The sequence below is a fragment of the Flavobacterium reichenbachii genome (assembly GCF_002217435.1).
Lineage (GTDB): Bacteria > Bacteroidota > Bacteroidia > Flavobacteriales > Flavobacteriaceae > Flavobacterium > Flavobacterium reichenbachii.
The window spans coordinates 22941-49269 of sequence record NZ_MUHF01000027.1 but is presented as its reverse complement, the minus strand read 5'-3'; the positions used below and the strand labels follow the sequence as shown (position 1 = coordinate 49269).

24 protein-coding genes are annotated in these 26329 nt (G+C 34.5%); 7 read left to right on the top strand and 17 right to left on the bottom strand.

Annotation, left to right across the window (positions count from 1 at the left end; genetic code table 11):
* Window position 1 precedes the first annotated feature (1 nt).
* The 3 genes from B0A68_RS20810 to B0A68_RS20800 all read right to left on the bottom strand — a co-directional run bounded on the left by B0A68_RS20810 (window position 2) and on the right by B0A68_RS20800 (window position 4841).
* Window positions 2-1252, bottom strand: coding sequence for a TolC family protein (locus B0A68_RS20810; protein ID WP_035680445.1), 1251 nt, complete (start codon window positions 1250-1252; stop codon window positions 2-4).
* 20 nt (window positions 1253-1272) lie between these two features.
* Complete coding sequence (locus B0A68_RS20805; protein WP_035680448.1) at window positions 1273-4410, bottom strand: efflux RND transporter permease subunit; 3138 nt, start codon at window positions 4408-4410, stop codon at window positions 1273-1275.
* Between the two features lie 107 nt (window positions 4411-4517).
* The gene (locus B0A68_RS20800; protein WP_035680451.1) at window positions 4518-4841 is read right to left on the bottom strand and encodes a DUF6660 family protein; all 324 of its coding nucleotides are present in this window, start codon (window positions 4839-4841) and stop codon (window positions 4518-4520) included.
* A gap of 253 nt (window positions 4842-5094) precedes the next feature.
* Between B0A68_RS20800 and B0A68_RS20795 the strand changes: the two genes are divergently transcribed.
* Window positions 5095-6216: a hypothetical protein gene (locus B0A68_RS20795; protein WP_035680453.1), complete on the top strand. Its 1122-nt coding sequence runs from the start codon at window positions 5095-5097 to the stop codon at window positions 6214-6216.
* 12 nt (window positions 6217-6228) lie between these two features.
* A complete protein-coding gene (locus B0A68_RS20790) occupies window positions 6229-6990 on the top strand; it encodes a porin family protein (RefSeq protein ID WP_035680458.1) in 762 nt (253 codons plus the stop codon).
* Here B0A68_RS20790 and B0A68_RS20785 read toward each other — a convergent pair whose 3' ends face one another.
* The 5 genes from B0A68_RS20785 to B0A68_RS20765 are packed head-to-tail and all read right to left on the bottom strand — an operon-like array spanning window position 6991 to window position 13574.
* On the bottom strand, window positions 6991-7584 hold the full coding sequence (locus tag B0A68_RS20785) for a chemotaxis protein CheB (protein ID WP_035680462.1): 594 nt from the start codon (window positions 7582-7584) through the stop codon (window positions 6991-6993).
* A complete protein-coding gene (locus B0A68_RS20780) occupies window positions 7566-8375 on the bottom strand; it encodes a CheR family methyltransferase (protein ID WP_035680464.1) in 810 nt (269 codons plus the stop codon). The genes B0A68_RS20785 and B0A68_RS20780 overlap by 19 nt, the downstream gene beginning before the upstream one ends.
* Window positions 8376-8393: 18 nt before the next feature.
* On the bottom strand, window positions 8394-8759 hold the full coding sequence (locus B0A68_RS20775) for a response regulator (RefSeq protein WP_035680465.1): 366 nt from the start codon (window positions 8757-8759) through the stop codon (window positions 8394-8396).
* A gap of 17 nt (window positions 8760-8776) precedes the next feature.
* Complete coding sequence (locus tag B0A68_RS20770) at window positions 8777-12340, bottom strand: response regulator (protein ID WP_035680467.1); 3564 nt, start codon at window positions 12338-12340, stop codon at window positions 8777-8779.
* 25 nt (window positions 12341-12365) lie between these two features.
* Window positions 12366-13574, bottom strand: a complete 1209-nt coding sequence (locus B0A68_RS20765) for a hybrid sensor histidine kinase/response regulator (RefSeq protein WP_035680470.1) — start codon at window positions 13572-13574, stop codon at window positions 12366-12368.
* 346 nt (window positions 13575-13920) lie between these two features.
* Here B0A68_RS20765 and B0A68_RS20760 point away from each other — a divergent pair, with 346 nt between their 5' ends.
* Window positions 13921-14778 carry an SDR family oxidoreductase gene (locus tag B0A68_RS20760; protein WP_035680472.1) on the top strand — a complete coding sequence of 286 codons (858 nt, stop codon included), beginning with the start codon at window positions 13921-13923 and terminating at the stop codon, window positions 14776-14778.
* Between the two features lie 49 nt (window positions 14779-14827).
* Window positions 14828-15088 carry a SemiSWEET family sugar transporter gene (locus tag B0A68_RS20755; protein WP_035680475.1) on the top strand — a complete coding sequence of 87 codons (261 nt, stop codon included), beginning with the start codon at window positions 14828-14830 and terminating at the stop codon, window positions 15086-15088.
* Between the two features lie 77 nt (window positions 15089-15165).
* Here the strand turns inward: B0A68_RS20755 and B0A68_RS20750 are convergent, their stop codons facing one another.
* Window positions 15166-15996 carry a hypothetical protein gene (locus B0A68_RS20750; RefSeq protein WP_035680477.1) on the bottom strand — a complete coding sequence of 277 codons (831 nt, stop codon included), beginning with the start codon at window positions 15994-15996 and terminating at the stop codon, window positions 15166-15168.
* A 292-nt stretch (window positions 15997-16288) separates the two neighbouring features.
* Window positions 16289-16630, bottom strand: coding sequence for a hypothetical protein (locus B0A68_RS20745; protein WP_035680480.1), 342 nt, complete (start codon window positions 16628-16630; stop codon window positions 16289-16291).
* Between the two features lie 202 nt (window positions 16631-16832).
* On the opposite strand from B0A68_RS20745, the gene B0A68_RS20740 reads away from it, so the two are divergent.
* A complete protein-coding gene (locus B0A68_RS20740; RefSeq protein ID WP_035680482.1) occupies window positions 16833-20039 on the top strand; it encodes a PAS domain-containing protein in 3207 nt (1068 codons plus the stop codon).
* A 51-nt stretch (window positions 20040-20090) separates the two neighbouring features.
* On the opposite strand, the gene B0A68_RS20735 is transcribed toward B0A68_RS20740, so the two are convergent.
* The gene (locus B0A68_RS20735; protein ID WP_051892424.1) at window positions 20091-20555 is read right to left on the bottom strand and encodes a response regulator; all 465 of its coding nucleotides are present in this window, start codon (window positions 20553-20555) and stop codon (window positions 20091-20093) included.
* Window positions 20556-20752: 197 nt separating this feature from the next.
* Here B0A68_RS20735 and B0A68_RS20730 point away from each other — a divergent pair, with 197 nt between their 5' ends.
* Window positions 20753-21253 (top strand): pyridoxamine 5'-phosphate oxidase family protein, encoded by a 501-nt coding sequence (locus B0A68_RS20730; protein ID WP_035680489.1) that lies wholly within the window; start codon window positions 20753-20755, stop codon window positions 21251-21253.
* 84 nt (window positions 21254-21337) lie between these two features.
* Here B0A68_RS20730 and B0A68_RS20725 read toward each other — a convergent pair whose 3' ends face one another.
* From B0A68_RS20725 to B0A68_RS20715, 3 genes are all read right to left on the bottom strand, one after another.
* Window positions 21338-22078: a DUF72 domain-containing protein gene (locus B0A68_RS20725; protein WP_035680492.1), complete on the bottom strand. Its 741-nt coding sequence runs from the start codon at window positions 22076-22078 to the stop codon at window positions 21338-21340.
* A complete protein-coding gene (locus tag B0A68_RS20720; RefSeq protein WP_035680494.1) occupies window positions 22075-22806 on the bottom strand; it encodes a DNA-formamidopyrimidine glycosylase family protein in 732 nt (243 codons plus the stop codon). Before B0A68_RS20720 ends, B0A68_RS20725 begins: the two co-directional genes overlap by 4 nt.
* Before the next feature lie 73 nt (window positions 22807-22879).
* Window positions 22880-23452 carry a YciE/YciF ferroxidase family protein gene (locus B0A68_RS20715; RefSeq protein ID WP_035680496.1) on the bottom strand — a complete coding sequence of 191 codons (573 nt, stop codon included), beginning with the start codon at window positions 23450-23452 and terminating at the stop codon, window positions 22880-22882.
* A 187-nt stretch (window positions 23453-23639) separates the two neighbouring features.
* On the opposite strand from B0A68_RS20715, the gene B0A68_RS20710 reads away from it, so the two are divergent.
* Window positions 23640-24191, top strand: coding sequence for a hypothetical protein (locus B0A68_RS20710; protein WP_051892425.1), 552 nt, complete (start codon window positions 23640-23642; stop codon window positions 24189-24191).
* 77 nt (window positions 24192-24268) lie between these two features.
* On the opposite strand, the gene B0A68_RS20705 is transcribed toward B0A68_RS20710, so the two are convergent.
* From B0A68_RS20705 to B0A68_RS20695, 3 genes are all read right to left on the bottom strand, one after another.
* Complete coding sequence (locus B0A68_RS20705; RefSeq protein ID WP_051892426.1) at window positions 24269-24916, bottom strand: DUF5661 family protein; 648 nt, start codon at window positions 24914-24916, stop codon at window positions 24269-24271.
* Window positions 24917-25002: 86 nt separating this feature from the next.
* A complete protein-coding gene (locus B0A68_RS20700; RefSeq protein ID WP_084678966.1) occupies window positions 25003-25164 on the bottom strand; it encodes a DUF1328 domain-containing protein in 162 nt (53 codons plus the stop codon).
* Window positions 25165-25241: 77 nt separating this feature from the next.
* Window positions 25242-26327, bottom strand: coding sequence for a DNA topoisomerase IB (locus B0A68_RS20695; RefSeq protein ID WP_035680499.1), 1086 nt, complete (start codon window positions 26325-26327; stop codon window positions 25242-25244).
* Window positions 26328-26329: the final 2 nt, after the last annotated feature.

Below are 26329 nucleotides of genomic sequence, written 5' to 3'. Positions count from 1 at the left end.
ATTAATTGTTTTTGATAGTTGGAAATTGAAGTTCAACAGCACTTTGATTGTAGCTGTGCGTGGCTTCGGCAAGTTGTTTTTTAATGTCGATTGCCTGATTCAAAAAACTGATGTACGACCAATAACTCATATCGCCGTTGGCATAACTTTTTTGTGCGGTATCGATAATCTGATTGGCGTATTGCAATCCCTCATTTTGATAATAATTCAGATTTTTCTGTTGTTTTTGAAAGTTGTTTTGCAGCTCTTCTTTCTGCAGATTCAAAATGATTTTGTTTTTATCTAAAGTCAATTGCGACTGCGAAATGCTAATTGCTGCAGCTTTTGCTTTTGTCGTATTGACGCCTCCAAATAGCGGAATCTGCAATCCGGCCGTAAAACCCTGAAACAACGATTCTGTATTTATAGTTTGTGCAAAATAACCTAAACCAACTTTTGGTGTTCGTAAAGCTTTAAACGTTACCGCCTCTTTTTGATAAACCGAAATCTGCTGCTGATAAAAATCTGTTATCAAATTTTCTAATTTTGAGTTTTCCTGATTTTCTACAAAAAAATACTGAAGCTTTGTGTTTTCATCTGGAATAATATTTTCATCAGTCTGAACAAAAAACTGAAGCTGTTTTTGGTAAATCGCCAAATCAAAATTTAATTGTTCTTTTTGAGTTTCAATTTCCTTTACTTTCGCTTTGGCACTTATTACTTCGATATTCCCGCTTTCTCCGGTTCTAAAACGGAGTTCTGCATTTCTTAAGAATTTGGTATAAATCTCATTTAATTCTGAGTTTAAAGTCCGAATCGAAATCCCATACAAATATTGATAATATGCCAAAGTCACTGCTTTTTCTAATTCATAAGAAGATAAAGCTTTTCTTTTTTCTGCCAGTTTTGCCAATTCTTCCTGCAGTTGTCTATTGGCTTTTGTAACATTTCCTAATGGAAAAAACTGCTGTACCGAAATGTTATGATCAAAGTCTACACTGTTAAATTGCCCTCCCTGATACTGCACCTGCAACGCATCGGGCTGGAAAGCAGTTTTCCTTAAAACGTTTTGTTTTTCTATTTCTTTATCGGCAATTTTTAGATCGATATTATTTGATTTGGCAAGTTCTATTGCTTTTTCTAAAGTAACTTTTTGTTGTGCTTGTGAAGCAACTGTAACGAATAAGAGTGCACTTAATCGCAAAGCTCGCGAAAGATTTTCCGCAAAGTCGGCAAAGGAAATTGTGCTGATTTTATATGTTGAATTTGTCATCTGCTATAATTTTCTAATTATCAAATTTTCTCATTTTCTAATTTACTTTTGCTGCTAAACTTCTCTAACATTAAATACAGAATCGGCAAAACGATTAAGGTTAATAATGTTGCAGAAATTAATCCGCCGATTACAACGGTTGCCAGAGGCTTCTGCACTTCTGCCCCGCCGCTTGTGGACAATGCCATTGGCAAAAATCCTAATGATGCCACTGCTGCCGTCATTAAAACAGGACGTAATCTGGTTTTGGTTCCGATAAGAATTCTTTGCAGCGGATCTAAAATACCTTCTGCTTTTAGCTGATTGAAATAGGAAATAAGTACGATTCCGTTTAAAACCGCAATTCCAAATAAAGCAATAAAACCAATTCCCGCAGAAATACTAAAAGGCATTCCTCTTAATGAAAGTGCAAAAACACCTCCAATTGCAGATAATGGGATTGCCGTAAAAATTAGAAATGCTTGTTTTATACTTTTAAACGTAAAATAAAGCAAGACCAGAATTAATCCTAAAGCAATAGGCAGTGCAGCCGAAAGTCTTTTGGTTGCTTCGATTAAATTCTCAAACTGTCCGCCGTACGTAACATAATAGCCCGCAGGAAGTTTTAAGTTTTGATCTAATTTTTCCTGAATTTCCTCAACAACACTTTTAATATCTCTTCCTCTAACATTTAATCCAACTGTAATTCTTCGTTTTCCGTCTTCGCGGATGACCTGCACTGGACCTTGCTCATATTCAACCGAAGCTACTTGAGAAAGTGGAACCTGCTGGCCGTTTGGAAGCGGAATAAACAAATTACTCACATCTGTAATATCTCCGCGATTTTGCTCATCCATTCTCACCACGACATCAAACCTTTTACTCTCATCGTATATTTTTCCGGCACTTTCGCCTGCAAATGACGAACGGATGATTTGGTTAATGTCAGAAATATTCAGTCCGTAAAGGGCGATTTTGTCGTAATCGTATTTAATTGTAATCTGTGGCAATCCGGTAACTTTATCAGCTTTTAAATCTCCAATTCCTTCGATGTTTTTTATTTTCGAAATTAATTCTGCCGCTTTAGAATCCAGAATCTCCAGATCATCGCCAAAAATCTTAATCGCAATATCAGATCGGCTTCCGGTCATCAATTCGTTAAAACGCATCTGAATGGGCTGCGAAATTTCGATATTGGCTCCAGGAATTATTTCCATTTCCTCTTTCATGGCGTTTGCAAGATCTTCCCAATTATGGTATTTGCCTTTCCACTCTTTTTTGTCTTTCAGAACAATAATCAAATCACCGCTTTCGATAGGCATTGGATCGGTTGGGATTTCGCCGCTTCCTATTTTGGTAACAATGGTTTGGATTTCGGGAAATTTAGCTTTTAGAAGCTGTTCGTATTTGGTCGTCGTTTCAACCATCTGCGTAAGTGAGCTTCCGGTCATAATTGTAGCATTTATAGCCAAATCTCCTTCTTCTATTGTGGGAATAAATTCTCCTCCCATATTCTGGAAAACTACAAGTGCCAAAACAAATAATCCAACTGCAACAGATAGAACTGCTTTTTTAAACGCCAAAGCTTTATTCAAAAAAGGCGTATAACGGTTTTGTAACCAAGATATCATTCGGTCGCTAAAATTGGGTTTATGCTCAGTCTTTTTCGAAAGAAATAAAGCGCTCATCATCGGGATATAAGTCAGGGAAAGAATAAAAGCACCAATGATTGCAAAACCAACTGTCATGGCCATTGGTTTAAACATTTTTCCTTCTGTTCCAATCAAAGCGAGAATAGGCAGATATACTATTAAAATAATGATTTCTCCAAAAGCCGCACTGTTTCTGATTTTTGAAGCCGAATTATAAACTTCATCATCCATTTCTTCCTGCGTTAATTCCTTTTTATTTTTGATTTTCTGCAGATGATGCATCGTGGCTTCGACAATAATTACGGCGCCATCCACTATGATCCCAAAATCTATAGCTCCGAGACTCATTAGGTTGCCGCTTACGCCAAAAGCATTCATTAGAATTACAGCAAATAACATTGCAAGCGGAATAACCGAGGCAACGATTAATCCGGCACGAAGATTTCCGAGAAATAAAATCAATACAAAAATGACGATTAAGGCTCCTTCTAATAAATTCTTTGCAACTGTTTTGATCGAATTATCGACCAGTTTTCCTCTGTCAATAAATGCTTCTGCAGTAACTCCTTCTGGCAGCGTTTTATTGATCTGAGCCATTTTTTCGTGAATTCGGTTAACGACAGCACTCGAGTTTTCTCCTTTTAGCATTAAAACCAAACCAGAAACAATTTCTCCTTTACCGTCTTTTGTAGAAGCTCCGTAACGCAGTGCCACACCCTCACGAACCTGTGCCAGATTACGAACTAAAACCGGCGAACCATTTCTGTTTTTTACTACTACATTTTCCAGATCTTTAACCCCTTTTGCCATTCCGACACCACGGATAAAATAGGTATATTGGTCTTTTTCAATATAGGCACCGCCTGTGTTTTGATTGTTTTTTTCTAAAGCGTCGAAGATTTCGGTAATTGTTACTCCCAGACTGTTGAGCATGTTTGGATTAACGGCGATTTCGTATTGTTTAAGTTTTCCGCCCCAGGTACTTACATCTGCAACACCTTTTATTCCCTGCAATTGCGGCACGATAATCCAGTCCTGAATGGTTCTCAGTTCTACTGCACTGTATTTGTTTTCGTAGCCTTTTTTGGCGTAAACGTCGTATTGGTAAATTTCACCTAAACCTGTTGTAATTGGTGCTAATTCTGGAGAATCTACATAATCCGGGATGTTTTCCTCTGCTTGTTTTAAACGTTGAAATATCTGTTCGCGAGCCCAGTAAATATCTACATCGTCCTCAAAAACAACTGTAACAACAGATAATCCAAAGCGGGATATACTTCGAAGTTCTATAATTTCCGGAACGGTTTTTACAGCGCGTTCCAACGGATAGGTAATTAATTGTTCTACTTCCTGACTGGCCAAAGTTGGGGCTGTTGTAATAATCTGAACCTGATTATTGGTTACATCGGGCAGCGCATCGAGCGGTAATTTTTTAAGCGAATAGCTTCCCCATGCAATAAGCACGAGGGTAAATAATAGTATAATGAATTTGTTCTTTATACTAAATTGAATGATTTTATCTAACATTTGATTGTATAATGAAATGAGAAATTGGGCAGATTAGTGCCGTAAATGTGTGGAAATTCCACAACTCTCTGGCCCGAATTCCGAAAAATCGGAACGGGCATAAATCATTATGCTATTTGAGGAGGCTGCCAGATACTTCCGTAGAAATTGGAAGCAAAAACAGAATTATAATTGGGTAACGGAATTGAAATTATATGATACGTTTTAGGAAACTCAAAACTTATAGAAGACTGATAACTTAAAACCTGAGCTCCACAGCAATTACAAGCACAAAATGGAGAACATAAATCATTGTCTTTATCGTGCGAATGATTTGCTTCTGAAGAAAATTGAGCGGTATTATGAACGGCGCTGTCCACTTCCATATCTGCGCAGGGCATATTTGAAAGTGCCATCAAATAAATTGATAAGAGGGCTGCGATCCATTTCATATTACAAAAGTAAGATTTATTCTTTTACAAAATTTAAAATCTAAAAAACCACCAAAAACCACTTACAACATTCATAAACAAGTACTTAAAACAATTAATGAGGAAATTTTCACTATCTTTAACACTATTAAACTCATAAATTATCTATAAGCAGGTTTAATATCATTTCCTAAAAGCCCTACTCTCCTTTTTTTACACCGCTGCAAGTACTATTATTAAACATGATTTATTATTAACTTTTAGCACCAAGTCTATGAAATATTCTAAACTAATAACAGCCTTTTTATTATTCATAGTTTTTCAAATGTCGGGTCAGGTTTACACAGAAAAAATTGTGGGTCAGAAAAATCAAGAACTAAAAGACAGCCTCAAGGTTGCAGAGTATCCTTACGCATTACCTATATGGGGTAAAAAAGTAGCTCAAAAAGGGTATAAATTACCTTACTCCGCAGGATTATCAATAAATTATTTCTGGCAGGATTCAGAAATTGTAATCAGCGATTTAGAAGTAGGTTTTAATAACGGCCCCAAATTTAATCTGGATGAAATTGTGCGATTTGAAAAATCGTCTGTTGCTGCAAGTTCTATCTCTATTCGACCGGATATCTGGCTTCTTCCTTTCTTAAATATTTACGGTGTTTTTGGAAAAGCCAAAACCTCAACAAAGATCAATGCTGGAATATGGATTCCAGATGATGCTAATAACTGGTCAAAAATCGCCGATTTTAATACGCATGCCGATTTTGATGCTACCACTTTTGGTTTGGGTATGACGCCGACAATTGGTATTGGCGGCGGCTGGCTGGCTCTGGACATGAATGTAGCCTGGACTGATATTAGTTCTCTTGATAAACCTGCTTTTTCGTATGTGTTTGGGCCAAGACTGGGTAAAACATTTAATCTTCCTAAACAAGACAGAAATATAGCGGTTTGGGTTGGAGGTTTTCGCGTGCATATTAGTGGAGATACTAACGGAGATATTCCGTTATCACAAGTATTTTCGACAGCAGATACACAGGCAAAAGTAGATGAAGGATTTACAAAAGTTGCTGATAATCAAGAGAAAGTAGATAATTGGTGGAATGGCTTAACTCCTGCTCAGCAAAATAATCCGGCAAATATTGCCAAACATAATACTGCAAACAGAGCACTTGAGAGTGCGGGAAATTTTCTAACCACAATAGATGGAGCTTTGAGTACAGTAGATTCTTCTTCGATCCAGTATTCGCTTCAAAAGAGACCAAAAGATATGTGGAATTTTATTGTGGGAACTCAATTTCAATACAATAAACACTTGATGTTTAGATTAGAATGTGGCTTTTTGGCAAGCAGAACTCAAGTTCTTGGAGGTTTGCAATATCGTTTTGGACTTTAAATCTTTATTATCATGAAAAAGATTTCACTTCTTTTTATCGTATTGATTTCTACAACTGCTGTACAATCTCAGGTCTTAATTTCTTTAATTTTTGGAGACAAACTCAATTCGCCTTTTTTGGAATTTGGTTTAGAAGGCGGTACAAATTTTTCGAGTATTTCTAATCAGGAATCTTCGGGAACAAATGTTGGTTTTAATTTGGGTTTTTACTTCGATTTCAGATCTAAAAAAAATCCGGTCTGGATGATTAATACGGGAGTAATCGTAAAATCTCCCATGGGAGCCAATAATATTCCTGTGTATTCTTTGAATGATGCCGGGCTGGATGCCACTTTTGAAGGAGGAACTGTGGACCGCGAAATCCGTTATTTTAATGTTCCCATTTTGATAAAATATCAGTTTAAAAATAATATTTATTTTAAAGCGGGACCGGAGGTAGGTTTATTGGCAACGGCTTTTGATAAATTTTCTAAAGACATTGACAAAGACAATATTGTTTACAAAAAAACAATCAAAGATCAATTTCATGTTATCGATGCGGGTATTGCTGTAGGCGCAGGATATCATCTGAATATAGGGTACGGTTTAAATATAACGGTTCAGTATTATTATGGACTGGTTCCTTTATTAAAAGGAGATTCAAGCCCGACGCAGTATAACAGATCCCTTTATTTAACTGCAGGAATTCCGATAGGAAAAGGAAAAGCGGCGAAACGAAAAGCTGAAAAGGAAGAGGAACTGAATAAAATACCACTTCCTGAAGATGAAAAGTAGTTATATTTCTGTACTATTTACAGAGAGTATAAATTCTAATATTTCCTGCACATTTAAAATAAAATCGGGTGTCATATTTAAAATGGCGTTATTGGGCATAAACGGCATTTCTGCAGAAAGCGGATTCTGCACTACAACTGTACCTCCGGCTGCCTGAATGGCTTGCAGACCTAAAGTTCCGTCTTTATTAGAGCCTGATAATAATATTCCGATCAGAGAACTGCCATACACTTCTGCAGCAGATTCAAAAGAAACATCGATACTAGGCCTGCTGTAATTTATTTTTTCTGATGTATCTAAAGACAGCGTTTCTTCTTTTTCGAATAATAAATGATAATTTGACGGTGCTATATAAATATAATTGGGCAAAAGCGGCACTTTGTCTTCAACAGGTTTTACTTCTAGTTTTGATTTTAAAGTTAGCAGATCTTCTAAGGTTTGTTCGTCTGAGCTTTTTCTGTGCACGACAATAACAATCGCAAAAGAATTTACCTTAACAATTTCTGGCAATATTTGTATGAGGGCGTACAGACTCCCTGCCGATCCTCCTATTATTATGACTTTACAGCCTGTAATTATTTTATTTTCCTCCATATTTTCTCTTTCTCAATCTGTTTGTATTTGCTTGTAGAAATAGAATATTTTATAGTTTCTTTAGTTCCTAAAGCCAAAAAACCTAAAATTGCTAAACTGTCATCGAATAAATTGATGACTCTTTGCTGCAGTTTATTATCAAAATAAATCAAAACATTACGACATAAAATAAGATCAAACTCATTAAACGAATTGTCTGAAACTAAATTATGCTGCGAAAAAACCATCTTTTCTGCCAGATCTTCATTAAATTTTGCAAAGCCGTAATTGGCAATGTAAAAATTAGAAAAGTCCTGCTGTCCGCCAGAATCGCGATAATTATCGGCATAGTCTTTTATCATTCTTAAAGGAAAAATTCCTTTTTTTGCAGTTTCCAAAACTGTTGCATTGACATCTGTAGCGTACAATATAGATTTATGCAGTAATCCGGCTTCTTTTAATAAAATAGCCATAGAATAAACTTCTTCTCCGGTAGAACAGCCTGCATGCCAAATTCTTATAAATGGTTTTGTTCCTAATAATGGTAGAATTTCTTTTCTTAAAACCATATAAAAAGAAGGATCACGAAACATCTCGGTTACATTTACCGTAATTTCGTCAACCATTTTTTTATAATATTCAGGATCTGTGCGCACTTTAGAAAGAAAATCGTGAAAATGCGTAAATCCATCTAAATGAAAAATCCTGTTTACACGTCTTTTAAGAGAGGCTTTAGAGTAGCTTCCAAAATCAAAACCATAATATTCATAAACGTCATTTATTAGAGTTTCTAACTCAATATCTTCAATCATAATTCATTTCAATTTCAATCAAATTTCATTTAAAATCTGAAGTAATTTATCTACATCTACAGGTTTTGAGATGTAAGCATCTGCCCCGGCTTCTAAGCATTTTTCTTTATCTCCTTTCATAGCCTGCGCTGTTACTGCAATTACATAAGCAGATTCTTGCGAAGGCAGTTCTTTTATCAACGGAATGGCTTCATATCCGTCCATTTCCGGCATCATCATATCGATCAAAACAGCATCAAATGTTTTATCTTCTGCTAGTATTTTCAAAGCTTCTTCGGCACTCAGGCAAGAGGAACATTCAAAAGATCTTGCTTTTAGCGTATTCACCAAAGCAAAAATATTTCTCGAATCGTCGTCTATAATCAATAATCGTTTTTTATTCATTTGAAATACTTTAAAAATTAGAATTTGTCATAAAGCCAGACACGCAGTAATGATAATAACTGATCTACATCGACTGGTTTTGTAATATAATCTGAGGCTCCTGCTTTGATGCATTTTTCTCTGTCGCCAGTCATTGCTTTAGCCGTTACGGCAATTACAGCTAAGTTAAGAAATTTCGGATTGCTTCTTATCTTTTCTGCAGTTTCATATCCGTCCATATTTGGCATCATCATATCTAACAAAACAACATCAGTATCAGGATTTTCGTCTAATATTTTTATTGCTTCTTTTCCGTCAAAAGCCGTAATAACATTCATCTTAAATGCTTCTAAAGCTTTAGATAAAGAGTAAATATTACGCACATCATCATCTACAATTAATACCTTTTTTTCAAATAAAATATTATTTAAAGAATTCAGTTTTTTATGACTTTCCTGAGGCGAATTCCCTTTTTTCTTTTCTTCAACCAAATGCAGGAAAAGCGAAACTTCGTCGAGCATTCTTTGGTAAGAATGAGCGGTTTTTACGATAATAGAATCTGCATATTTTCTTATTTTAAGTTCTTCTTTTATAGATAAACTTTTCCCTGTAAAAACAATTACAGGAAGATTCTCTAATCCAGGGTTTTTCTTTACACTGTCTAAAATCTCGTAAGCTTGTTTGTCCGGAATTCCCATATCCAGAATTACGCAGTCTACATCGCTTTTGCCTAAAGCAGATAATCCCTCAGAAACTTCACTTTTAATCTCAGAATTTATATTATATGTTTCCAGAAAATAAGCCAGAGCTTTTGCATGTTTTGGATTATCTTCTATAATTAGAACTTTTTGAGATTCTTTTGTAATAATATGTTCAATTCGGCTGAAAACCTCAGGCATTTTATCAAAAGCAACAGGTTTGTCTAAAAAGTCAACAGCACCTTTTAACAAACTTTCTTGTTTTAATTTGTGCGATGACATGATGTGCACCGGTATGTGTTTGGTCTGAGAATTATTTTTTAACTCTTCAAGTACCTGCCACCCGCTCTTAATAGGAAGTTCTATATCCAGCAGAATTCCTGCCGGTTTGTAGATTGAAGCAAAATTAAGGGCATAATCTCCTCTTACGGCAACAACGGCTTTATATCCTTTTTTCTGGGTAAAAGCCAAAAGAGATTTTGCAAAATTTATATCGTCTTCTACAATTAAAATTACTTTATCGCCTTCTGCAATATTATTTCTGTCGTCTTCAATTTCGTCCGGAATTAAATCACTAATATATTTTGGCTGTGCCGGCTCTTCAGATTCTTCAGTAATTATTTCTGCATGCGGAATTTTATCTGCTGCCACTCTGCTTATTGCATATCCTAAAACAGGAACACACAAAGTAAAAGTACTTCCTTCATTTTCTTTACTGTGAAGAATAATTTCTCCTCTAAGTAATTTAGCCAATTCCCTGCTGATTGATAATCCTAAACCTGTACCGCCGTATTTACGTTTTGTAGAACCGTCTGCTTGTTGAAAAGCTTCAAAAATAAGCGGTTGTTTGTTTACAGGAATTCCGATACCGGTATCTTTTACAATAAAGCAAATGATTTTATCATCGTCTGAATCTACTTTTATTTCCAGACTGACTGTTCCTTTTTCTGTAAATTTAATTGCATTAGAAATCAGATTTTTTAGAATTTGCTCCAAACGCATTTTGTCTGTTTTAATAACAATTGGCGCTTCGTTGGCAATGATTTCAAAATTGATTCCTTTTTCTTTAGCAAGCTGGTTAAATAAACTATATAAGTTGTCTGTAATTTCTTTTGTAGAAACATCCAGAAACTCCAACTCCATTTTTCCTGCTTCGATCTTAGATAAATCAAGAATTTCGTCTATTAAACCAAGTAAACTGTTTCCTGAACTCTGAATAACTTTTGCAAATTCGATTTCTTCGCCGATCATTGTATTGTTGTTGTTTTCAGACAATAATCTGCTCAACAATAAAATAGAGTTTAACGGAGTTCTTAATTCGTGCGACATATTGGCCAAAAACTCAGATTTATATCGTGTCGTTAGTTCTAATGCTTCCGATTTTTTCTGGATTTCAGTATTTTTTTCTTCCAACAGAACGCTTCGTTCAGACAATTCTTCATTAGTCTGCTCTAATTCTTCCTGCTGCACTCTCAATTCTTCTTCAGAAGCCTGCAGTTTTTCAGTTTGTGCTTCCAATTCGGCATTGATTGCCTCCAATTCGGTATGTTGTTCCTGAAGTTCTTCAGACTGCGCTTTGGTTTCTTCTAATAATTCCAGAACACGTCTTTTGTTTTGTACCGATTTAATAGCAACTCCAATATTATTAGCAACAAGATTTAAAAATTCTAAATGCAGCTGAGAAAATCCGTAAATACTAGCCAATTCTACTGCTCCTTCAACTTTAAAATCAATTAGCGGAATTGCTACAATATGTGTTGGTTTAATTTGACCTAAAGCATAATTTATCTGGATATCATCTGCCGATAACGCTTTTAACTCTAACATTTTTCCAGATGTAATAGCCTGGCCAATCAGTCCTTCGCCTTTTTTAATTCTTTCTCGGTTTTTACTTGCTATATAGCTGTATCCTCCGGAAACTGCCAGTTCTTCTCCGTCGAGTACATACAAAACTCCTGCACTGCTGTTGGTATATTGACATAAAAATTCGATTACGTCTTTTGATAATTTCTCAATAGATTTATCGCCCAGCATTTTCTCGTTTAGACTGGCAACACCAGTTTGAAGCCATTGTTTCTCTGATAATAATTCGAATGAAGTCTTAAGCGAATCTCTCATTTCGTGCAGAGAACTTCCTAGCGCTCCTAAAGTATCCGATTTTTTATCGTCAATATGAACATCATAATTTCCTTTAGAAATATTGCTGGCAATACCGCTGATTACTTCAATTCTTTCGGCAGTTTCAACCTTATTTACTTCCAGCTCTTCCTGCAGCAGAGTACGCTCATTATGATCTTTTAAAATTCTGGCAAAAAACACCAGCGTGATCACAAAAGCGATCACAAACGCTGTTATAATTAAAACAAAACTATAGTTGCCATAACGCTCAGAGTTAGCCACACGCTCTTTTAAAAGCACTTGCTCTGTATTTTCTATGCTTCTAAATTTACTTCGCAATTCGTCCATCATTTTTTTTCCTTCTTCAAGGTCAAAATTGACAGCATCTTTATTTAATTGCTTCTTAACAACTTGATTGTGCAGGTATTTAAAAAAGTTTTCGCGAAGCGGTTTTAATTCTTTTAATCTTTTTTGCTGCGAACTATTATCAATTGTTAATTCATCTAATTTTTCAAAATAACCTTTCGAAATTTTTTCGGCATCGTAATGCTCGTTCAAAAAATCCTGATTTCCTGTAATTATATAACCTCTCATGCTGGTTTGCGCATCTGTAAGAACAGACGATCCCGCATTTAGATTGTAAATAACTTCTTGGGTGTGATTGACCCAGGAATTACTTTCGAGCAGACTTTTTATGCTTAAAAAAGATGCTGTAGAACTAATCATTAAAATCAGCATCGAAACGGTCGAGCTGAATAATAAATTTCGTTTAAAATTGTTCTTCATTTTTTGATTTAAAATTAAGTGTAGCTTATATAGATGGGAGAATTATAATAAAACTTGCGCCTTCGCCTGGTTTGCTTTTTGCAGTAATAAGGCCGTTATGTTTATCGATTATTTTCTTAGCAATTGCCAATCCAATTCCGGTTCCTTCATAAGTCTGGCGGTCGTTAAGACTTTGAAAAATAATGAAGATTCTGTCCAGATAAATTTCATCAAAACCAATTCCGTTATCTTTTACTGTAATCCTGCAAAATTTTCCATTTGAATCAACAGGGCTGTCAAAATCTTTTTCTGCAATTATTTCTGATGTAATTTCAATTTTAGGCTCAGAAACTGCTCCGGAAAACTTAAGTGCGTTTCCTATCAAATTCTGAAATACCTGACGCATCTGACTCGGAATGCTGCTAACTATAGGAAGTTCTGTAGTTTTAATAACAGCATTTTTACGTTCTATCAGATAATCAAAATCAGAAAGCACTTCCTGCAGTACAATATTGAGATCTGTAGTTTCGGGTTTTACCTGAGAAGAAAGTCTTGAATACGCCAGCAGATCTGTAATTAAAGTCTGCATTCTTTCTGCAGATTTTATAGTTCTGTCTACATAATCAACTCCTTTTTCGTCTGCTTTTAAATATAAGTCTTTTATGATTTTTATAAAGATCTGAATCTTCCGTATTGGTTCATTCAAATCATGAGAAACAACCCATGAAAATTGCTGCAATTCATGATTTCTAAGTTCCAGTTCTTCATTTTTCTGAACTAGCTCTTTTGTTCGTTCCGCAATTTTAATTTCGAGATTGTCCTGCGCCTCTTTTCTTATTTTTATTTCTTTAGAAAGAAGATCTTTTGTCGCTTTTAATTCTCTTTGCTGTTCATATAATTTTATGAATGTTTTTACTTTAAGAATAAGCAGATCGCTGTCTACAGGTTTTGTAATATATTCTACCGCACCCGTTTCGTATCCTTTAAAAATATATTTTTTCTCAATATTAAGTGCAGAGAGAAAAATGACAGGAATGTCTTTTGTCCGCTTGTTTCCCGAAAGGATTTTTACAACTTCAAAACCATCAAGTCCAGGCATCTGAACATCCATGATAATAAGACAGTAATCGGTTTTTAAAATTTTCTTTAAAGCTTCTTCACCAGATTCTGCGGTATCTACATCTATGTTATGAAGCTCTAATGTTTTTTTTAAGGCAATTATATTTGCCTGAATATCGTCTACAATTAATACCATGCTTTTTGGTGGTTAATGCGTTTTTAGGGGTGGTTGTAATAATTATCCTCTTTAAATTTTTAGGTTTAAAAAAGACATGCGAATTTCAAATTTAAATAAAAAAGATGGAACACCTTTTTTAAATAAAATTAAAAAAGTTTCAAAATTCCCATGTTTCAACTTAACTTTCTAATAGCAAGTACGCTGCTTGTGGCAGTTTTCTGCTCTTATTTTGCTATTTGTTTAATTTGAAAGATTTTTCTTTTAAAAAACAATCTAATTGCTTGATCGCGCTATTTTTATTTTTTTTCAGGTTACAGTTTTTGGGATTTGAGAAATACCTTAGTAAGTCTAAAATTACTTTAAAATGGATACAAAAAATAAGAAAAAGACATTTTCCGAACAAAAACAGAATCTTCCAGGTAATGAACATAAAATGAACCCAGAACCTGAAATTATACGAGAAAATTATGTTGGCAGCGGGAAACTTTTAGGAAAAGTCGCTTTTATTACCGGAGGCGACAGCGGCATTGGACGCAGTGCTGCCGTACATTTTGCAAGAGAAGGTGCTGATGTTGCTATTGTCTATCTCAACGAAGATAAAGATGCGCTGGAAACCAAAGCAATGATTGAAAAAGAAGGAAGACAGTGTCTGATCATCAGCGGCGATTTAAAAGACGAGAAATTTTGCAAAGCTGCAATCAAAAAATGTCAATCGCATTTTAAGAAAATAAACATATTGGTTAATAATGCTGCTGTTCAGTTTCCTCAAAAAGAATTTGAAAAGGTAACAACAGCACAGCTTCATAAAACTTTTGAGACCAATATCTATCCTTATTTTTATATTACAAAAGCGGCCTTGCCCCTGCTTAACGAAGGCGATACTATAATTAATACCAGTTCTGTTACGGCATACCGCGGCAGCGAGCACTTGGTCGATTATTCTAGTACAAAAGGTGCTATTGTAAGTTTTACCAGATCATTATCTACAATGCTGGCCAAACGCAAAATAAGAGTAAACGGTGTTGCTCCCGGTCCTATCTGGACGCCGCTAATAGTGGCAAGTTTTGACACACTTTCTGATTTTGGAAAAGACAATCCGATGGAAAGAGCCGGACAGCCGTCTGAAGTTGGACCAGCCTACGTATTTTTGGCTTCTGAAGACAGCAGTTATATCACCGGACAATTTATTCATATAAACGGAGGGGAATTGGTTAACGGATAATTCTTAATTTATCTTAAATCAAAAGCCATCCAGAAACAAAATAGAACTTATGAATTACGTTGATATTCTCGGCCTCTTTGCAGGCGCATGTGTTACAATATCTGTTATTCCGCAGATTGTAAAAGTTTATAAAACCAAGAAAGTTAGAGCTATTTCGCTAAAAATGTTTGGCACTCTAACTTTCGGCCTCGCGGTTTGGATTGTTTATGGCATTCTAAAAAGTGATCTGCCCATAATTATCACTAATAGTGTTTCGTTTTGTTTCAATCTTACTATGGTTTACTTCATTATTTATTATGAAAAGGAATAATTAAATTTTCTTGAATATTAAACAAAAAAAAACAGCCGGAAAAGCTGTTTTTGGAAGTGAATGGTATGGATTGCTTACTAGCTAGCTAATTTTTGGCCGTATGGCTTGTATGATAAATGGTATTTTTCTTTAAAAATACGTGGTACAAATTTTCTGCTTGCAGATCCTGCAGCGTATACAACTTCTGAGAAATTCATATGAGAGATTCTCTTGATCTCATTTAACTGTCTTACTGCCAAATTTACGATTGGGTTAAAAGCGTTAAGATAATTGTAACTGTGCTGTGCAATCTCAAGCTCTAATATATCTCTTAAAATACTTCTCATCAACAAAGTACGAACTGTTCCTTGTTGCGGAATTGTATTTAATTCCTGCATTTTTTGACTAATTTTTAAGTGCTGTCCGCCTACATAAATAAAGTTTCCAGATTCATGTGTAAATTTTTTCTTTAACTCTGTAGTAAAATCAAAATTATAAGCACTTTCTTCTGCAAATGTTGGTACTCCAACCAATGAGAATTGAATATGTTTATGGCTTTCAAAATGCAATACACTGTTAATTGCAGATGTATTGTTCATAATACCAGTTTGATTCTGTTTTAAAATTTGAGCCTGGCCATTTATACCAAAACTGTGTGTAAAACTTCCTTTTTGGCAATAAGCAAAATATATAGGAGCAAACGGATTAGACTCTATGCTTAAATTTACATCGACATCAAAAGTCAGGTCAAAATTTAGATAAGTCATTTCTTTTTCAAAACGAGCGCCGCTTATTGTTCCATTTGCCCATTTAGATTTAAAAGTCAATTTATATTCGTTTGCATTGGTGGTCATCTTACCTCCAAATGTATCTTTAAGATCGTTAAAAATAACATCAAATTTTCCTGTATTTAAGTAAAGTTTTTTCATTTCGGTTTTGGTTTAAAAAAAGCGGTTTTTTACTCATTTATGTATCAAACCGTATATATGATTTATATCTTATTTTCTTAATTCAAATTTCGCATATATTGCTAATCAAAATATTACAGAATTTTCGTCAGATATTTCATAATTAAAATCTAGCCCAATAAAACCTTGATTTTTAGCTGTTTGATGCCTTTACAAACACTTTCATATTAAATACAAACTGAAAAAGCAGCTGCCTCAGATAAATCTGAAACAACTGCTCATCAGCAAAATAAAAATATCAATCTATTTTATTTTATGTAAGTTCGCTTATGTCGGCATTTTTAGAATAATTATCTTTCGGAATATCCTTAAAAAATTCAGCTTCTTCTAAATCCGCTGTAGGGCCGTATCCTATTAAATGTGTACCTTTTCTTTTGTCTTCTGTTTCTATTACATACAATATAGACATATCGTCCGGATCACTCATTCCTTCGTAGCGATGGTGCGCCACAATAAAAATCTGGTCGGGCTGGTAAGCATTTTTTGTTTCTGAATCTATTAAAGTATTATTCTGAAACAAAAAGTTTACAGTATAACCTTCTTCCTGATACTTTTTTATATAGTCGGTTTCGTGTTTTGAGAGTTCTTTTTTCATGATTTCATCGTATTAAGATTTTTTTTAAATCTATTGATATTCAAATTTCATCATTGATAAGCTATAACTTTAACTCTAATGATTTAATTTTTATCTCATTCACTAAACAAAATAATTTTCAAAATTTAATTGCTTAATTTTAGCAATTAATAATAAATTTTAGGGAGATTAATACCTTTATACAAAGACAAATAAGCTTTTAATGGATACCTCAAATCTAATTTTTCTTGCCAATGGAGGCGAAATGGGTAAATTAACACGTGACTTTGACTGGAACAAAACCAGTTTGGGTTCGGTTGATTTCTGGCCTCAGAGTTTACGCACTACATTAGGGATATTATTAAATTCTAAATTCCCCATGTTTTTATTTTGGGGACCGGACCATATTTGTTTTTATAATGATGCTTACAGACCAAGTCTTGGAAATGAAGGAAAACATCCTGCAATTTTAGGTCAGAAAGGTGCAGAATCATGGCCGGAAATCTGGGACTCTGTAAAACCCTTAATAGATCAGGTTCTTAGTGAAGGAGAATCTATACTGCATGAAGATCAATATCTTTCTATATATCGTGACGGAAAAATGGATGATGTTTACTGGACATTTAGCTATAGTCCCGTATTTGATGAAGCTGGAAAACCGTCGGGAGTATTAGTACTCTGCAATGAATCTACCGATAAGATAGAACTGGTAAGAAAACTCGAAGACAGTAATACACGTTATCTTAACAACATTCTCCAGACACCAAATGCCATGTGCATTTTTAGAGGTGATGATTTTACGGTAGAAATTGCCAACAAACATATGCTCGAATTATGGGGAAGAAAAATACATGAAGTTTTAGACAAACCCGTATTTGAAGCATTACCAGAAGTAAAAGGTCAGGGATTAGAAATAGTACTTGAAAATGTTTACACAACCGGCGTAAAATTTGAAGCTCACGAACGACTTGTAAAACTGAATAGAAACGGCAGAATCGAAGATATCTATGTTAATTTTATTTACGATGCCTTAAAGGAACCAGACGGAACTATTTCTGGCATTACAGCAATTGCAAATGATGTTACTGCTCAGGTTAAAGCCCGCCTCCTGGTAGAAGAAAATGATTTAAAATTTAGAAATACCGTAAAACAGGTACCCCTTGGAATCGCAATTTTAAAAGGAAAAGAATTAGTTATAGAAATGGCAAATAATGCCTATCTGGAAATTGTCGATAAACAGGAAAAAGACATCTTAGGCAAACCGATATTTGATTCTGTACCAGAGATCAAACAAACAATTTATCCTTTTCTTTCTAAAGTTTACGAAGAAGGCGCAGAATACGCTGCAGATGAATTTCCTATACAATTACACCGTTATGGTAAACAGGAAGTTTGTTATTTTAATTTGATTTCTAATCCGTTAAGGGAAGAAAACGGTGTAATATCGGGCGTAATAATTACAGCATATGAAGTTACAGAATCTGTAAATGCGCGCCATCTTTTGACCGAAAGCAAAAATGCATTTAGAAATTTAATTATGGAATCTCCTATTGCGATGACCATATTAAGAGGTAAAAACCATGTTATTGAAATGGCAAATACCACAATGCTTGATGTAATTTGGGAAAAAGAGGAAAGTGAAGTAATTGGAAGACCAATAGTGGAAGTATTTCCTGAATTAAAAGAACAAAAATATCCCGAATTACTTAATGATGTTTTTATAAATGGTAAAACTGTCAGAGAAAAAGAATCTCTTGCTTATGTTGAAGTTAAAGGCATAATAGAAAAATTTTATCTTGATTATCAATATACTCCTTTATTTGAAAAAGAAGGAGAAATATCTGGTGTTATGGTTACTGTAAGCGATGTCACCGATAAAGTGGAAGCGAGGAAAAAAGTGGAAGATGCAGAGCAGAGAGCCCGTTTAGCTTCTGAAATTGCCGAAGTCGGAACCTGGGATGTAGATCTGATTACTCAGGATATTATTTATTCTGAAAATTTACTTAAGATTTTTGGTTTTGAGAAGAATGCAAAAGTGACAAGACCTGAACTTCAGAGTTTAATACATCATGATGATTTTCATATTTTGCAGGAAGCTTATGCAAAAGCTCTTAAAACAAGTATTTACAAATATGAATCCCGTATTATAAAAAATGATAATTCACTTTCGTGGATAAAAGCGCACGGCAAAATATTTTTTGACGAAAATGAAACTCCAATAAAAATGGTTGGAACGGTTATGGACATTACGGATGAAAAAAACAGCCGTCACGTGTTGATGAAAAACGAAGAAAAGTTCAGGCTTCTCTCCGACTCTATGCCGCAGCACATCTGGACCAGCGATGCTTTGGGAAATATCAATTATTTCAATAAATCTGTAAATACTTATTCTGGAATTCCGATAAAAAAAATCAAGAAAAACGGGTGGCTGCAGATTGTACATCCCGAAGACCGTAAAAAAAGCATCAATCATTGGATTGAAGCCTTAAAAACAGGAAATGACTTTTTGCTGGAGCACCGTTTTCTTAGACATGACAATCAATACCGCTGGCATTTGACCCGCGCTATCGCACAAAAAGATAATGACGGAAATATACAAATGTGGGTTGGCACAAGTACCGATATTCAGGATCAGAAGAATTTTGCAACACAATTAGAAAATCAGGTTTCGGAGCGTACTGCAGAATTGGAACTTAAAAACAAAGATCTAATTAATATGAATATAGAACTGCAGTCGTTTGCTTATATCTCAAGTCACGATTTACAGGAACCGCTTCGTAAAATTCAGACTTTTGCAAGCCGTTTAACAGAATTAGACGAACAGAATATTTCGGCGAAAGCCAAAACTTACTTAAGCCGTATTGAAGTTTCTGCCAAAAAAATGCAGACTTTAATACAAGATCTGCTGACGTATTCCAGAACAAATTCTGCCGAAAGGATTTTTGTAAAAGTAAATTTAGACGAAATCGCCGAAGAAGTAATAAGCGACTTTTCTGAGCGAATTATAGAAACAAAGGCTGTTGTGCATTCTGACACGCTTGGTGAAGCCATTGTTATGCCGTTTCAGATCAGACAGCTGCTGCATAATTTGATTGGAAATGCATTGAAATTTTCTAAAAAAGACCAGCCTCCGCATGTCGAAATAACAGGAAAGAGAATAAAAGGAGATTTGTTGAACTTTCCGGTAGATTTTCCGGAAAAAGTATATTATCATCTTAAAATTTCAGATAACGGAATTGGTTTTGATCCAGAATATAAAGAAAGGATATTTGAAGTTTTTCAGCGCTTAAATACGGAGACAGAATTTCTGGGAACCGGAATAGGCTTAGCAATAGTTAAGAAAATTGTAGAAAACCATAAAGGAATTATTCGGGCAGAAGGCGAAAAAGGAAAAGGTGCAGCATTTGAAATTTTCCTGCCTGAATTGTAGTATATTTTTAAACCACATAAATTACAGCTGTAACTTATGTGGTTTATTTTTTTAAGCTTTATAAACGAAGTTATTAGAATTTGGTACAAATTCTTTCCAATTTATTGCCAAAGCATGCTGAATAGATTTTACAATATCCTTCATTAAAATTGGTTTTGTAATAAATAAATTGGCTCCCAAAAAGCGGCATTTTTCTATAATGCCCGGCTCACTAGAAGTCGAAAAAATTATAACGGGAATATTATTTTCTCCAGAATTTCTTAATTCCGATAATACATCAAACCCATTTTTTCCCGGCATGTTTAAATCTAAAAATACCATATGAGGAGTCGGCGGAGGATTGTAAATTGCGTCTAGTAATTTTTCTCCTCCAGTGTAAGTCAGTAATTGTATTTTTTCTGGTATAGACTCTACTGCATCTGTAAAAATGTTCAAGTCATCTTCATCATCATCTGTGTAAAAAATGGTCAAATCTGTCATTGTGTAAATTAGTGGCGAGATGTTATTTCTTTTCAAAGATAGTCAAAATATTTAATTTTAATGCTCCTTTAAATTAAGGTATAAATTGAAATCTCATAATTTTAAAATCAAATTCTATAACCGGAAAAAAACGTAAAAAGTGAACTTTACAATTCAGGAATTTTTAGAGAAATAAAGTATTTCCTAAAGGAAAGATTCCGCATTTTTTTAATAACAAACTAAAATATAACGTTATGGGAGATCATAAAGACCTTAGTGATAATCTTGCTGCAGATAAGATAAAAGATCTTGCAGAAGATATTAAAACATGTATGTTTTGTACATATAATGAAACCAGACTGCAATCAAGACCAATGTCTGTTCAGAAAGTTGACGAATTGGGAAATCTCTGGTTTTTATCAGACAGAAACAGCAGCCAAAATGCTGAAATTACTCAGAATCCTGTAGTAGAATTATTTTTTTCTGCACCACAAGATAAGTTTTTAACATTGCACGGAACTGCATCTATTCTATACAAACGTGAAATTATTGAAGAATTATATGATCCGATCATAAAAGTCTGGATGCCGGGCGGTATTGACGATCCAAATTTAAGTGTCATTAAAGTTGTTCCAGAAGATGGTTATTACTGGAATAATAAAAACGGGAAATTAGTTGCAATTGCAAAAATGACTGCTGCTCTTGTTACCGGAAAGACAATGGATGACGGTATTGAGGGAACATTGGAATTGTAATATTTCAATTATAAAAATATATAAAAAGTATATGCCGGAATGCAAAGAATTAAAACTTGCAGACCGGCATATACTTTTTTATATTTATAATGAAGCTGTTTCTAAATTAACAGCACTTGCTTTTAACTCCAAAGCATTAAGAATTCCTGCGGTGCTGGCGGTATTATTAAAATACACAAAAGCGTTTTGGTGGCGCAGCGCGAGCATGTTTTTTACAATTTCTAATTCTTCTGATGAATAACTGGAATAAAACAACTTTATATCTCCATGCATGCGAATGTATAAAAGTGGAAATGCGTAAAAAATTGTATTGGGCAGACCAGGATAACTCACACTGCAGAATGTAATATTATTTTCTGAAAAAGCATCCCAAACTTCCTGATTCCACCAGCTTTTATGTCTGAATTCGATCACGTTTTTGAATTTTGGATTTAATTTTCCAATTATATTCTGAAGTTTTTCTGTGCTAAAATCATAACTCGGAGGAAATTGAAACAATATACAACCTAGTTTTTCTTTTAGTCCTTCCTCACAGCAATCATAAAATTCATTTAAGCGATCTTCGCAATCTATAAATTTTTTAATGTGTGTGATTTCTTTTGGTGCTTTTACAGAAAACAGAAAGTTCTCCGGAGCCTTTTTATACCAGTTTTCCAGCACTTTTAGGGTCGGGAATTTATAAAAAGTTCCATTCATCTCATAAGTATCAAAATGCTGGCAGTAATAATCAAACCATTTCGATACGGGTATATTTTCGGGATAAAAAATACTTTTCCAAAAGCGGTTATTGTAACTCGAACATCCTATTAAAATATCATTTTTCATTCGTATAATTTTTGACAGTTGGTACAGAAAAAACTACGGCGTTTTTTACCGCCTGTTTGTTTTTTGTGAAAGGGAAGATTACATCTCAGACAGGTCTTTTTGGTGTGAGCAAGCCAATGCTGTTTCAGTTCGAATTTTTTCTTCCAATACAAAAATTCAAAGCTGTAGATGGAACATTCGCTGATAAGCTGATTGAGTTCTTCATCTGGAATTTTACCCACCAAAGATTCCGGATGAATATAACATCGGTAAAGCACTTCATTTTTAATGATGTTGCCTACTCCAGAAAATATATCCTGTTCTAAAACAGCGTCGCAGATCATTTTATTTTTTACTTTATCCAAACTTAGTTTTGCTTTTTTTGGATTCCAGTTTTCATTCATGACATCAATACTCCAATCGTAATGTGTATTGATATCTCCTTCTAAGATTTTGACAGAGCAGGTATAGAAATTAAGTTCACCGTCAGAAAAGCCTAAACTCAAACGCGGTGCAAGCTCCTTTCGCTCATTAATGCGATAAGTACCAAACATCAACAGGTGAATTTTGACTGTAAAATCGTTAAAACAAATCAAAAAATGTTTTCCCCAAGTCCTAAATTCACGTATCGTCTGGTCCTGCAGTCTGTTAATATCAATACTAGCATTTCCAGAAACAGAAATAATTTTCTGCCCGGTAAAATGCTGTGTTTCCTCTTTTAAAATTACTATTGATGGACCTTCAGGCATACTGTTTTTTTTTGACAGTCAAAAAGTGCAGCCTCAACTGCACTTTTATAAACTTATATTACTTTCTTTTCTTCTATTCTAATTCAGCAGCTTCAAGATTAACTGCATTTACAGCAACTTCTGTTAGTTTTTTGTCAGCTCCTTTTTCTTCGTCCAGGATTTCTTCAAGTATTGCTGCAGCATCTGGAAGTCCAAGTGTTTCTGCAAATTGTCTTAGAGTTCCGTATGTTGCAATTTCGTAATGCTCAATTTTTTGGCTTGCAGCAATTATTCCTGCATCACGCACTACTCCAATTTCGGTTTCTTCCAGAATTCCTTTAGCTTCCTCTATTAAACCTTCCATTGCATCGCACTTTTTGGCGGTGGCTTTTTTTCCTATAATTTTAAAAACCTGCTCCAAACGTATAATTTGATCTTCAGTTTCAGTCAAATGATTATCAATCGCGTCTTTTAGTTCTGGAGAAGTTGCATTTTTACTCATAGTCGGCAGTGCTTTAGTTAATGCTTTTTCTGCCCAGTATATGTCTTTTAATCCATCTTCAAATAATTCTGTTAATCCGCTTGCAGCATCTGCTTTTGGTTTTACTGCTCCTTTTATTGTATCTTGTTTAGGTGCGGTTTCTTTATTGTTGTTTGTAGTTTTCATGGTACTAGTTTTATTGATTTATAATTTTTAAAATTACTACTGCAGAGCATCAATTAAGTTATACTATTATGCGTTTAAAGTTCCATTCTAAACATCTGTTAATTATGCAATTAGACAAAAAAATTCTATAATAAATCCTTTTACTTTAGAGCTAGCTTTGTATATATAAATATAAAAAACACACGTCATGAGCAATATTGATAATAAAAACAGCATGGTGGGAGAAAATATAGATTCAAAAAATCAAAATTTTAACACCAATAGAAGTGGTCGTATCAACGGATTTTTTAATGAAATTGATAATGAAAAAGAGTCTGATAACGACAATAGAGAAATAGCAGAGCGTGGTTTTACAGTACGAAACGGCCACAATCCTGATACTCCTAACCCAGATGAAGCAATAGGATACGATGATGATCTGGACGATCTGGACGATGATTTCCATAAAGACAGAGACCTTGACGATACTAATGAAGATATCTATGTAGTTGAATTGGAAAGCGATGATGATCTGGACGACGAAGATCTTGACGAGGAAGAAGATTATGTAGAAGAGGATTTGGAGGAAGACGAAAATGACGAACTTGACAATCCTTCTGATGCTCGTGAAGATGAGGATTTTGACGAAACCGAAGACGATCTGGAAGATATTGATCAGGACGATGATTATATCGAAGATGATGTTCAGGAAGATAATGATAAGGAAGAATATCCTGAAAATGATCCAAGAAAATTTTAAATCATTATATGATATTCAAAAAAAGAGAGGTTTGTTTTTAGACAAACCTCTCTTTTTTTGCAGAATCAAAACAGTATTTAATCTCCAATTATTTCCAGTGCAGGAATATCGTCCATTTTGGCCAGACGCTCTTCCAATCCAGCTTTTGCTTCGCTTAGTTCTTGTTCGGCTTTTCCTAATTCTATATACCAATCTTCTTTCCCTTGAGATGAGCTTTCAATTTTACGAAGAATCTCGTAAATCTCGCCCTCTGCCTCCATTACTTTCAGTCTTTTATAATACGTTAAACTTTCTGTCATGTGTGCCAATGCAATCATTGCAGTCAAAAACGGGTGATTATTGGTCACATTCACATCTTTTATTTTTCCATGTTCGAGTTCAACTTTTAATGCAAAAGCAAACTCTTCCATATTAAAAGCTTCATATTTACCATCGGGATGCAGATAAGCCTTTATTGCTTCAACATTATTCATTGTCGACAGATCAACATCAGTTTCTAATGTATCACACAAATCTCTAAAAACAACTCGGCCAATGGCTCTTGCTTCTTCGATTGTAGGATCATTATCCGGATTTTCAAAATCCCGAACCGACCAATCCCAGTTTTCAGGATGTACGGGTTTTATATATTTCTCGCAAAAATCTGTAACATCATTTTTTAAGCTTACCATTTCATTTTCTCTTTTGATGTAAACGTCTTGGTAAGCACCGCTTTTTGTTCCCATATTTTATTTTTTTTTAAAAGTCAAACGACACATGTACAGATTGTAGATGTGTCGTTTTTATTTGATATTATTTACTGATTTTATTTTTAAACTCTTGTTCTTCCGCTTATTAGTGAAATAACAAATAAGACTAAGAATATAAAAAATAAAACTTTAGCTATACTCGCGGCTCCGGCGGCAATTCCACCAAATCCAAATATTCCCGCCACTATGGCTAGAATAATAAATGTGACTGTCCATCGTAACATAATAATAGTTTTTTAGTTAATACTTATTTTAGGCTTTTACAAGAGAACCTCAACTCTGTTCTATATATAAATCTGAATTAAACCAGATTAATTTGATAATTTTCAATCAATTCTGAAAAAGCAGTTTCTGTGCGCGAAAAATATTTCTTATTGCTTCGGCTTTTTTTTACCATATCAAAATATTTTCCAATTGATCCGTCTTCATAAGTCGAAATCAATAACGGATGAACGTAATAATTTCGACATACATTTCTTGTATTTCCCAAAGCTTCTGCAGTGCAGTCAAAGGCTGACAAAATGTTTTTCTTAATTTCTTTTTCGTCAGTTGTAATTCCCAGATCAATGAGACTTTCAAAAAAAATAATAGATGCGGCCCAGGTTCTAAAGTCTTTTGCACTAAAGTATTCTCCTGATATCTGATGCAGATATTCATTTACCATATGACTGTCTAAAATCTTTCTTTCGCCATTATTATCATAATATTTAAAAACCTGCTGCCCCGGAATCTCTTCACATCGGCTCACTAGTTTTACCAATTGTTTGTTCTTTGTCGTAATGGTATGTTGTTTTCCTTTTTTACCTATAAATTCAAAACGAAGCGTATTTTTATTGATATTAATATGCCTTTTTCTTAAGGTAGAAAGCCCATATGATTTATTGTCTTTGGCATATTTTTCGTTTCCGATTCTAATATGTGTTTCTTCCATTAACCTAATTACCAGCGCCGTTACCTTTTCTTTAGACCAATCTTTTTGTTCCAGATCTTCATCAACTCGTTTTCGGATCAAAGGCAGTTTGCTTCCAAATTCTGCGATTTTATAAAACTTAGTCTGATTCCGAATCATATTCCATCTCGGATGGTATCGGTATTGTTTTCTATTTTTATCATCAGTTCCAATTGCCTGAAGATGTCCGTTGGTCAAATCTGTAATACGTACATTTTGCCATGCCGGAGGAAGTACCAGACTATTAAAACGTTCTATTTCTTTTTTATTCTTTACGTGACGCCCGTTTTTTTTATAAACAAATTCTTCTCCTTCACGACAGCGCACAATAGTAAGCTGATGATCGTTTACGTAAGCCAGATCAAGCTTGTCAATTACTAAATGCGGCGTTTTTATAAGCTGAGTCATTAAGTTTGCTTTTCTCGCTGCTGCATTCATGA

Coding starts and splice junctions, on each gene's coding strand:
- B0A68_RS20790 (WP_035680458.1), top strand. CDS start 6,229: ATGAAAAAGATTTCACTTCTTTTTATCGTATTGATTTCTACAACTGCT.
- B0A68_RS20695 (WP_035680499.1), bottom strand. CDS start 26,327: ATGAATGCAGCAGCGAGAAAAGCAAACTTAATGACTCAGCTTATAAAA.
- B0A68_RS20705 (WP_051892426.1), bottom strand. CDS start 24,916: ATGGGAACAAAAAGCGGTGCTTACCAAGACGTTTACATCAAAAGAGAA.
- B0A68_RS20765 (WP_035680470.1), bottom strand. CDS start 13,574: ATGGTATTAATTGTAGACGATATTCAGGCAAATATAATTGCCTTAAAA.
- B0A68_RS20730 (WP_035680489.1), top strand. CDS start 20,753: ATGGGAGATCATAAAGACCTTAGTGATAATCTTGCTGCAGATAAGATA.
- B0A68_RS20750 (WP_035680477.1), bottom strand. CDS start 15,996: ATGAAAAAACTTTACTTAAATACAGGAAAATTTGATGTTATTTTTAAC.
- B0A68_RS20800 (WP_035680451.1), bottom strand. CDS start 4,841: ATGAAATGGATCGCAGCCCTCTTATCAATTTATTTGATGGCACTTTCA.
- B0A68_RS20720 (WP_035680494.1), bottom strand. CDS start 22,806: ATGCCTGAAGGTCCATCAATAGTAATTTTAAAAGAGGAAACACAGCAT.
- B0A68_RS20795 (WP_035680453.1), top strand. CDS start 5,095: ATGAAATATTCTAAACTAATAACAGCCTTTTTATTATTCATAGTTTTT.
- B0A68_RS20755 (WP_035680475.1), top strand. CDS start 14,828: ATGAATTACGTTGATATTCTCGGCCTCTTTGCAGGCGCATGTGTTACA.
- B0A68_RS20715 (WP_035680496.1), bottom strand. CDS start 23,452: ATGAAAACTACAAACAACAATAAAGAAACCGCACCTAAACAAGATACA.
- B0A68_RS20710 (WP_051892425.1), top strand. CDS start 23,640: ATGAGCAATATTGATAATAAAAACAGCATGGTGGGAGAAAATATAGAT.
- B0A68_RS20770 (WP_035680467.1), bottom strand. CDS start 12,340: ATGAAGAACAATTTTAAACGAAATTTATTATTCAGCTCGACCGTTTCG.
- B0A68_RS20775 (WP_035680465.1), bottom strand. CDS start 8,759: ATGAATAAAAAACGATTATTGATTATAGACGACGATTCGAGAAATATT.
- B0A68_RS20725 (WP_035680492.1), bottom strand. CDS start 22,078: ATGAAAAATGATATTTTAATAGGATGTTCGAGTTACAATAACCGCTTT.
- B0A68_RS20810 (WP_035680445.1), bottom strand. CDS start 1,252: ATGACAAATTCAACATATAAAATCAGCACAATTTCCTTTGCCGACTTT.
- B0A68_RS20700 (WP_084678966.1), bottom strand. CDS start 25,164: ATGTTACGATGGACAGTCACATTTATTATTCTAGCCATAGTGGCGGGA.
- B0A68_RS20740 (WP_035680482.1), top strand. CDS start 16,833: ATGGATACCTCAAATCTAATTTTTCTTGCCAATGGAGGCGAAATGGGT.
- B0A68_RS20745 (WP_035680480.1), bottom strand. CDS start 16,630: ATGAAAAAAGAACTCTCAAAACACGAAACCGACTATATAAAAAAGTAT.
- B0A68_RS20785 (WP_035680462.1), bottom strand. CDS start 7,584: ATGGAGGAAAATAAAATAATTACAGGCTGTAAAGTCATAATAATAGGA.
- B0A68_RS20760 (WP_035680472.1), top strand. CDS start 13,921: ATGGATACAAAAAATAAGAAAAAGACATTTTCCGAACAAAAACAGAAT.
- B0A68_RS20805 (WP_035680448.1), bottom strand. CDS start 4,410: ATGTTAGATAAAATCATTCAATTTAGTATAAAGAACAAATTCATTATA.
- B0A68_RS20780 (WP_035680464.1), bottom strand. CDS start 8,375: ATGATTGAAGATATTGAGTTAGAAACTCTAATAAATGACGTTTATGAA.